At 54.3% G+C, this 8019-nt stretch carries 7 protein-coding genes; 5 read left to right on the top strand and 2 right to left on the bottom strand.

Annotated elements, in window-relative coordinates:
- Positions 1-146: 146 nt before the first annotated feature.
- Positions 147-1085: an AraC family transcriptional regulator gene (locus RT613_RS22125; protein ID WP_313618536.1), complete on the bottom strand. Its 939-nt coding sequence runs from the start codon at positions 1083-1085 to the stop codon at positions 147-149.
- A gap of 137 nt (positions 1086-1222) precedes the next feature.
- Here RT613_RS22125 and RT613_RS22130 point away from each other — a divergent pair, with 137 nt between their 5' ends.
- The 5 genes from RT613_RS22130 (at position 1223) to RT613_RS22150 (ending at position 6425) form a co-directional block, all read left to right on the top strand.
- Positions 1223-2473, top strand: a complete 1251-nt coding sequence (locus tag RT613_RS22130) for a sugar ABC transporter substrate-binding protein (protein WP_313618537.1) — start codon at positions 1223-1225, stop codon at positions 2471-2473.
- A 167-nt stretch (positions 2474-2640) separates the two neighbouring features.
- Positions 2641-3504 carry a sugar ABC transporter permease gene (locus tag RT613_RS22135; protein ID WP_313618538.1) on the top strand — a complete coding sequence of 288 codons (864 nt, stop codon included), beginning with the start codon at positions 2641-2643 and terminating at the stop codon, positions 3502-3504.
- Positions 3501-4319 (top strand): carbohydrate ABC transporter permease, encoded by an 819-nt coding sequence (locus tag RT613_RS22140; RefSeq protein WP_313618539.1) that lies wholly within the window; start codon positions 3501-3503, stop codon positions 4317-4319. The genes RT613_RS22135 and RT613_RS22140 overlap by 4 nt, the downstream gene beginning before the upstream one ends.
- Before the next feature lie 7 nt (positions 4320-4326).
- Positions 4327-5373, top strand: a complete 1047-nt coding sequence (locus RT613_RS22145) for an NAD(P)-dependent alcohol dehydrogenase (RefSeq protein WP_313618540.1) — start codon at positions 4327-4329, stop codon at positions 5371-5373.
- Positions 5373-6425, top strand: coding sequence for a sn-glycerol-3-phosphate ABC transporter ATP-binding protein UgpC (locus tag RT613_RS22150; RefSeq protein ID WP_313618541.1), 1053 nt, complete (start codon positions 5373-5375; stop codon positions 6423-6425). The genes RT613_RS22145 and RT613_RS22150 overlap by 1 nt, the downstream gene beginning before the upstream one ends.
- 77 nt (positions 6426-6502) lie before the next feature.
- On the opposite strand, the gene RT613_RS22155 is transcribed toward RT613_RS22150, so the two are convergent.
- Positions 6503-8019: TonB-dependent receptor domain-containing protein (locus RT613_RS22155; protein ID WP_313618542.1), on the bottom strand; the 1517-nt coding region annotated here is incomplete at its 5' end.

Genomic DNA, 8019 nt, shown 5'->3' on the forward strand with positions numbered 1-8019 from the left:
GCCATCTGTTTTGGTTGTCTCCGTTCCGCTCGGCACCCGGAATCGGAACTGCCCACTCAACCGGATGTTAGCATGCTGCATCGAAGCGGTGCGAGTCCCCTATTTCGGGGAAATGTCATGTGAGGTAGCGACCAGCAAATCCCGTATCATTTCGGGCGTGGTTCGGCGGAAGGCACAATCGAATTGTTGCGAATGCGTGAGGCGGTTCTATAGTCGCGTGGCGTCAAACCTGTTTCCATTCTGAAATATCGGTTGAAGTTCGACAGGTTGTTGAACCCTGCCTCAAAGCAGATGTCTGTGATGGGCATCTCGGTTTCGGCAAGCAGGGTGCGGGCGCGCCACACCCGCACGGAGCGGATGTAGGTTGAAAAGGTCATGCCCGTTAGGCGCCGAAATGCACGGGAGAATGCCGAAGGGTCAAGCCCGACGGCCTCTGCAACCTCATGCATCTGTGTATCCGGTCTTGATTGCAAGATCTGGATTGCCTGGTCTATCCGCCGGTGGCGTTTGTCAGACAGTTCGCCATAAAGGGAAATGAAGTGTTCTGTCGCCAACGCCCGTTTGCGCGGCGCCGCTTCAATGGCGTTGAGAATTTCCAGAAACAATCCAAGGCCAATTGTGCCCTTATGATCATGCAGGGCAATGATCATTTTGCCGATTTCTGCGGCTTCGGGCCCGAGAATTTCAATGCCGCGGCGTGACAGTGGTTTCAGGCGGTGAAGGACGTCCAGTTCCGGACATATGGAGCGCGCCTGCATCAAAGTATCAGCGTTGAACTGCAACACCAGATCACGACCGGGCAGGCTCGGCGCTCCGGGGGTAATCCAGTTGTGCGGCAGATTGGTGCCGGTCAAGACAAGATGCCCCGGTTTGAAAGGCCCAACATAATCACCGACATAGGCGAAACCCGCAGCGTCGGGAATGAAATGGATTTCCCACTCCGGATGATAGTTCCAGATGCAGATCGGGTTCGGATAATCATCTCGCCGGATGAGGTAGGACATGTTGCCTGGGAGAATGATTTGTTCACGGGTCGCCGTGTAGGTGTCCGACACCGATTGGGGAAAATCTGATGATATACGCATGTGTATTTCTCATCATTGGCTTGAAAATGTCAAAATAGTATCAGTTAACAGCAAAAAGCCAACTAGTTACAAATAAATGTTTTTCGAAAATAGAACGCGTGGACTGTACCGGAGTGCAGTCGCTGAGGGAGGAAATCATGTTTCAGACATTACTCCGCACAAGTTGTGCGGCTATCGCGCTTTTTGCTGCTTCCAATGCCTTTGCTGCCGCTATGTGCAGCGCGGACCTGCGCATTCTTGCGCAGCCACGTGACGGTTTGACGCTGCTTGAAGAATACGTTGACGAGTTCGAGGAACTGTCAGGCGCGGGCTTTGAAATCAGCTATCTCAATGAAAACGACCGCCGTGCAAAGTCTCAGGCTGATGCATCGACTGTTGGTAGCTACAATGTTTATTACGTTGACGAGGCAAACCTTGCCCTGTTCGCATCCTCGGGCTGGATCGTGCCGCTTGATGGCCTCTATCCTGCAGAATACGACTATAATGACTTTGACGCCGGTATGCGTGCTGCTGCGACCTATGAAGGCAAGCAGTGGTTTGCGCCTGTGCAGGGTGGCGGCGACCTGATGGTCTATCGCACGGACCTGCTCGAAAAGGCTGGCATTCAGCCTCCTAAGACCTGGGAAGAATACCTCGTTGCCGTTGAAAAGTTGCACGACCCTGCAAACGGTGTTTACGGTACCGCACTTCGCGGTCAGCGTGGTTCGGGAGCAAACGTCTGGCGCTGGATGCCGTTGTTCAAGGCAAATGGCGGTGAGTGGTTCAAGGATGGCAAGCCTGCCTTTAACTCCGAGGCAGCCGTAAAGGCCACGCAGGCCTATCTTGATCTGTTCAAATATTCCGCTCCCGGCACGCAGACTGGTTCCTGGGATGAATCCACCGGTGCGTTCCGCGCTGGCAAGGTTGCCATCATTGTTGAATCCGCTCCGCTGGGTGGCATGTCGGTCGACAAGGCCCAGAGCCAAGTCGCAGACAAGGTTGCGTTCGCGGTGCCGCCATCCCCGCTGCCAGGTGCTGGTTATGCCCATGGTTTTGCCGTGGCCTCCAAGGCCAATGCAACGGATGAACAGAAGGCTTGCGCTGGTCTCTTCGTTGCCTGGGCAACCTCCAAGGAACAGGAAGCACGTCGTCTGGCCGCTGGCCAGCCTGGTGAATTGACCAGAACCAGCACGTATCAGAGTGCGGAATATGCCAAGACCTTTGGCCAGAACCTGTCTGATGCAATGGCCGAAACTGGCAAGCACACGCAGGTGACATTCTGGCAGGACGCTCGTTGGCAGGAACTCGGTAACCAGTGGGGCATCATGCTCGAAGAGCTGATCACCGGCAGCCGTACGGATATCAAGGCAACACTGGACGAACTTGAAGCTTTCGCCAACAAGCTCTGATACCGCATGATCACCTCACGGGCGCGCCGTGACGCGCGCCCATTTTCCAGTTCAGGGCACGTCACGTCTCATCGACACAAATGATATGCCCTGAGCTTTATATTAACGCATGTCTCCGTCCCGAACTGCGAGAGTAGTCCGGGCGACATGGCCTAGGATCTGTTCTGATGCGACGCGGACGTTCCCTGCCCTATGTATTTCTGGGGCCGACCCTTTTGATCTTGGTCGTGTTGGCACTGGTGCCCACGGTCTATGCCATCAATATCTCCTTGCAGAACCGGACACTTGCCCAGCCTGTGGCTGACTATGTCTGGTTTGCAAATTATGCGGCACTGTTTTCAGATGCGCGTTTTCTCAATGCGCTCTGGGTCTCCTTCAAGTGGGAAATCATCAGTGTCAGCCTGACCATGCTGACCGGTATCGGCCTTGGCATCGCCATGTTCGAAGCCGCAAGCCCGCGCATGCGCAATGTGCTGTGTCTTCTCTTCATCATTCCGGTTCTGTTGCCGCGTGTGTGTGCCGCCTTCGTCTGGAAGTTCGGATTTCACCCGCTTTATGGCGCATTGACATGGCCTGTGCGCGAACTGACCGGCAGCACGCCTGACATCCTCTCAACACCTTGGGGTGCGCTTCTGGCCGTTGCCTTCGTTGATGTCTGGCAGTGGGGTTTGTTCTTTGCTGTTATCGTGCTGAAGCTGCTTGAATCGCTTCCGCCACAGCCGTTGGAAGCTGCAAGGATTGATCGGGCAAGCCGTTGGGAAATCCATCGCTTTGTGACGCTGCCAATGTTGAAGGCGCCGTTGATCAGCCTTCTTTTGGTCAAGGCCATCGAAAGCCTGCGCTCCTTCGATCTGGTCTACGTCATGACCCGCGGTGGTCCTGGTATTTCTACTGAAACGCTCGATATGTACGCCTATTCGCAAGGCTTCATTGAATCCGGTAAGATCTCATACGCATCTTCCATGGCAGTGATCATGATGGTGCTGACGGTCGTAACCTTTACCTTTACCTGGAAGAGGTTGAACAGATGAAGCTTTCTACCCTTCTTCTTCGCGCAGTCCTTTTCGTCGCTGCTGCATTTGTGGTGCTGCCGCTTCTGTGGACGTTGCTCAATGCATTCAAGACCAATGCTGATCTGCTGGTCAGCACGCCAAAAGTGTTTTTCCAGCCGGTCTGGGACAATATGAGTTATGTGCTCAACCGTCGGTCCGTGGCACGAGCATTGACCAACTCTGTCATCATCTGCTCGTCTGCCGTTTTGATTGGCGCAATCATCGGTGTTCCGGCAGCCTACGTGATTGCCCGTTTCAAGAACCGTCTGACGGCGGAAGCACAGTTCTTTGTTCTGTCGCTGCGTTTTCTGCCACCGGTGGCAATCGCTATTCCGATGCTGGTGATATGGCTTGGGCTTGGTCTCTACGATTCCCGCCTGTCCTTGATCGTGACCTATCTGATCGTCACGGCATCGATCACCATCTGGCTTTCGGTGCCTGCCTTTGAACGTGTCAGCATTCATGTGGAAGAAGCTGCACGTGTGGACGGACTTGGACCTTACGCGACCTACTTCCGCGTGGCATTGCCGATCGCCCGTTTTCAGATATTTGGCGCGATCGCCTTTTCCTTCGTTCTCGTCTGGAACGAGTTCCTGCTGGCCATGATGCTGACCACATCAAACGCAAAAACTTTGCCAATTATCGCATCTGAAATGTCCCAGCTTGGCATGAATGTGCCTTGGGGCATTCTAAACGCAGCTGTCGTTCTGTTGTCCCTGCCCCCGCTCATTCTGCTTGGGCTGCTGGCAGGCGGACTGAATGCCGCATTCTCGAAAAAACAAAATCAGGGTTGATTATTCTATGAAAGCACTTGTCCTGGAACGCATTGGCGAATTGAACCTGCGTGATATTGATCTGCCCCAGACCATGGGACCGGATGACGTGCGTGTCCGCCTGCATACGGTAGGCGTGTGCGGTAGTGATGTGCACTACTACACCCACGGCCGCATTGGTGACTTTGTTGTCAACGAACCGATGGTTCTTGGCCATGAAGCGGCTGGTACCGTTATCGAAGCCGGTGCGAATGTAACCCATTTGAAAGTGGGCGACCGCGTCTGCATGGAGCCGGGTATTCCCGACCCTATTTCGCGTGCATCGCGTCTCGGTATCTACAACGTCGATCCGGCCGTTACGTTCTGGGCAACACCGCCGGTTCACGGCATCCTGTGCCCAGAGACCGTGCATCCTGCCGGTTTCACCTACAAACTGGCCGATAATGTTTCCTTCGCGGAAGGTGCGATGGTTGAACCGTTTGCCGTTGGCATGCAGGCTGCTGCCCGCGCCCACATCACGCCTGGCGACACCGCTGTCGTGATGGGCTGCGGCACCATCGGTATCATGGTGGCGCTGGCTGCACTTGCGGGTGGTTGCTCACGCGTGCTGATTTCCGACCTTTCGGAAACCAAGCTGAAGCTTGCTGAAACCTATGAAGGCATCACCGGTATCAACCTGCGTCAGACCGACATTGTCAGTGCCGTGAATGAGGCGACCGACAATTGGGGTGCCGATATCGTCTTTGAATGCTCTGGCGCACCGGCTGCCATTCGCGACCTGTTCAAGGTGGTTCGTCCAGGTGGTACCGTTGTTCTGGTTGGTCTTCCGCCTGAACCGGTTCCATTCGATATTGCAGCAGCCTGCTCCCGTGAATGCCGCATCGAAACCGTTTTCCGTTATGCAAACGTCTTTGATCGCGCACTTGCGCTTATTGCAGCGGGCAAGGTGAACCTGAAGCCACTGGTGTCGGATACGTTCAGCTTTGATCAATCGATAGCCGCGTTCGAACGTGCGGCCGAAGGGCGCCCCGAAGACGTGAAACTGCAAATCGTACTGGATGAGGAAGCGAGCTGATGGCCACAGTCGAATGCCGCGACATCCGTAAGGTTTACGGATCACTCGAAGTCATGCGTGACTTCAACCTGTCGATCAACGATCATGAATTCGTTGTGTTTCTCGGGCCGTCGGGCTGCGGAAAATCGACGATGCTGCGCATGATCGCCGGGCTTGAAGATATTTCCGGCGGTGATCTGCTGATCGGTGGACAGCGCATGAATGACCGCGATCCTGGTGATCGCGGCATCGCAATGGTGTTCCAGAATTATGCGCTCTATCCGCATATGACGGTCCGTGAAAACATCGTCTTCGGGCTTGAACGGGCCGGCGTTGCAAAAGCGACGATCGAGGCTCGTCTTGCTCCGGTTGTTGAAGCACTGGGGCTGGCAATCTATCTCTCACGCAAGCCAACAGAATTGTCCGGTGGTCAGCAGCAGCGTGTGGCGATTGCCCGTGCGATGATCAAGACGCCTGAAGTCTTTCTGTTCGATGAGCCGCTTTCAAACCTTGATGCCAAGCTGCGTGGCAGTTTGCGTGTCGAGATCGCCCGTTTGCACCATGATCTGAAGACGACGAGCATCTACGTCACACATGACCAGCTTGAGGCCATGACGCTGGCTGATCGCATTGTTCTGATGAAGGATGGGCGCATTGAGCAGATGGGCACACCGGAAGAAATCTACCAGACACCGGCCACGTTGTTTGCGGCCGGTTTCATTGGTACGCCGAACATGAACTTCCTGGAGTTGCAGGCCTCTGATGGCGTGCTGGGCGGTGACACATTCAGCCTTGGCGCACCTTTCGCTGTCCGCCCCGGTGCCGTCACTGTTGGCATCCGTCCTGGCGCTTTCCGCCTGAATGAGACAGGTGGAATTTTCCGTGGTCAGGTTGATCGCAACGAGTTCCATGGTGAAACCCGTCTGGTGACGCTGAAGAACGGCCGTCACGAGTTCAGTGTTGCGCTTCCCGCGCACACACGTCTGAATGAGGGGCAGAATATTGGTTTTGATGTTGATGCAGCAAACCTGCATCTGTTCGATACGTCCAGTGGACAACGTTTGTCAGCCTGATCTGCCAGGCTGTTTCGACGAGATAGGCATTAAAACATTTACCCCCACCGGACGGTCTGTCGGGTGGGGGTATTTTGTTACCAGGTCTGTCGCAGTGTCGCGTAGACCGTGCGGCCTGGATTGTAGTAATAGGCCCCGCCGTCATCATTGGCGATATGCTTCTCATCAAAGACATTGCTGACATTCAGCTGGAACGTCGTGTTTTCTTTGATCTTATAGCTATAGGCCGCGTCAAAGATCACTGCCCCGTCTGATTTGCGGGTGTTGGCGTTGTCGAAGAAATAAGAGCCGGTGTAACGCGCGCCGACACCGAAGGTCATGTCGCCACGTGCACCCTCGCCTTCCCAGGTATAGCTGCCCCAGATGGAGGCCATGTGCTTGGGCACCTGTGCGAAGCTTTTGCCATCATAACTGCCACCTTTTTCAACGATTTCGGAATCGATGTAAGCATAGGCGGCAATCAGATTGATGTTGTCTGTCACTTCAACTTTGGCCTCGAGATCAAGACCACGATGACGGACCTTATCCACGGTCGCTGGCAGGTAAATTGGAGCGTCATAGGTCGTGATGTTGGTCATCTCGAGATCGTAGACCGATGCGGTGAACAGGGCAGGAAACGCTTCTGGTTGATATTTGATGCCCGCTTCGTATTGCTTGCCTGTTGTCGGTTTCACCCCCGTTGCCGGTGGAGCAACAGATTCGGCGTAGCTGGTGTAAACGGCCAACTCGTCGGTGATCTTGTAGCTTAATCCGAAACGTTTGCTGAGTTCGCTATAGTTGGCATCGTCAGGGATGTTGGTAAGGCGATTGGTTTCATTGAGGTCAAGCCAGTCATTGCGCAGTCCGACGCTTGCCGTCAGCTTGTCATAAAACACCAGGTCCTGCTGCAGGTAGATGGCATTGGTGGACTGGTCCTTGGCTTTGTTTGTCGTGACCGGAATAGCGCCAGGCAAACCCGAATAAACAGGGTTTTGCCAGTCGATGCCAGGTGCCGTGCCGCCCCAACCGGGTTTGTACAAAGCGTAGCCGATGTTTTCAGTGTTGGTGCTGTTGTAGTCAGCGCCGATAAGTGTGCGGCTCTCGATCTGATCGAAGTTCGTCTCATAAAGCAGGTGTGCATCAACAACGAATTGTTCGGACGCATTGTCTCCCCCGAAGAAATTGCGGTCGATCATCGTGTCCGATGGATCGCTGGCACCCAACTCATCATAGAGATAGACATAACCGAAACGGTTCTTCGACTTGCTGTAGCGTGCGTTCGTGTTGAATGTCAGGCTATTGCCGAAGTCATGATCGAACATGACGCTGTAGGTGTTTCTGTTCGTCTGATCGAAATTATAGTCAGGTTCGCCAAAGAAGCTGCTTCTATCCAGATCCGTAAATCTTGGATGGCCGCCGCTGCTCGGCGTTCCGTCCTTGTCGAGGTGTTCAAAAACGAACGTCAGACTTGTCATGTCAGTGGGGCGCCAGGTCAGGCCGCCCATGATGAAGTTTTCGTCATTGCGTGAATAATCATATTCCGCGTCAGAGCGCTGGAACTTACCCGTCAGGCGGTAGGACAGTGTGTCGTCTTCGGTGATGTTATCACCAAAAT

The organism is Agrobacterium sp. (assembly GCF_032092815.1).
Lineage (GTDB): Bacteria > Pseudomonadota > Alphaproteobacteria > Rhizobiales > Rhizobiaceae > Agrobacterium.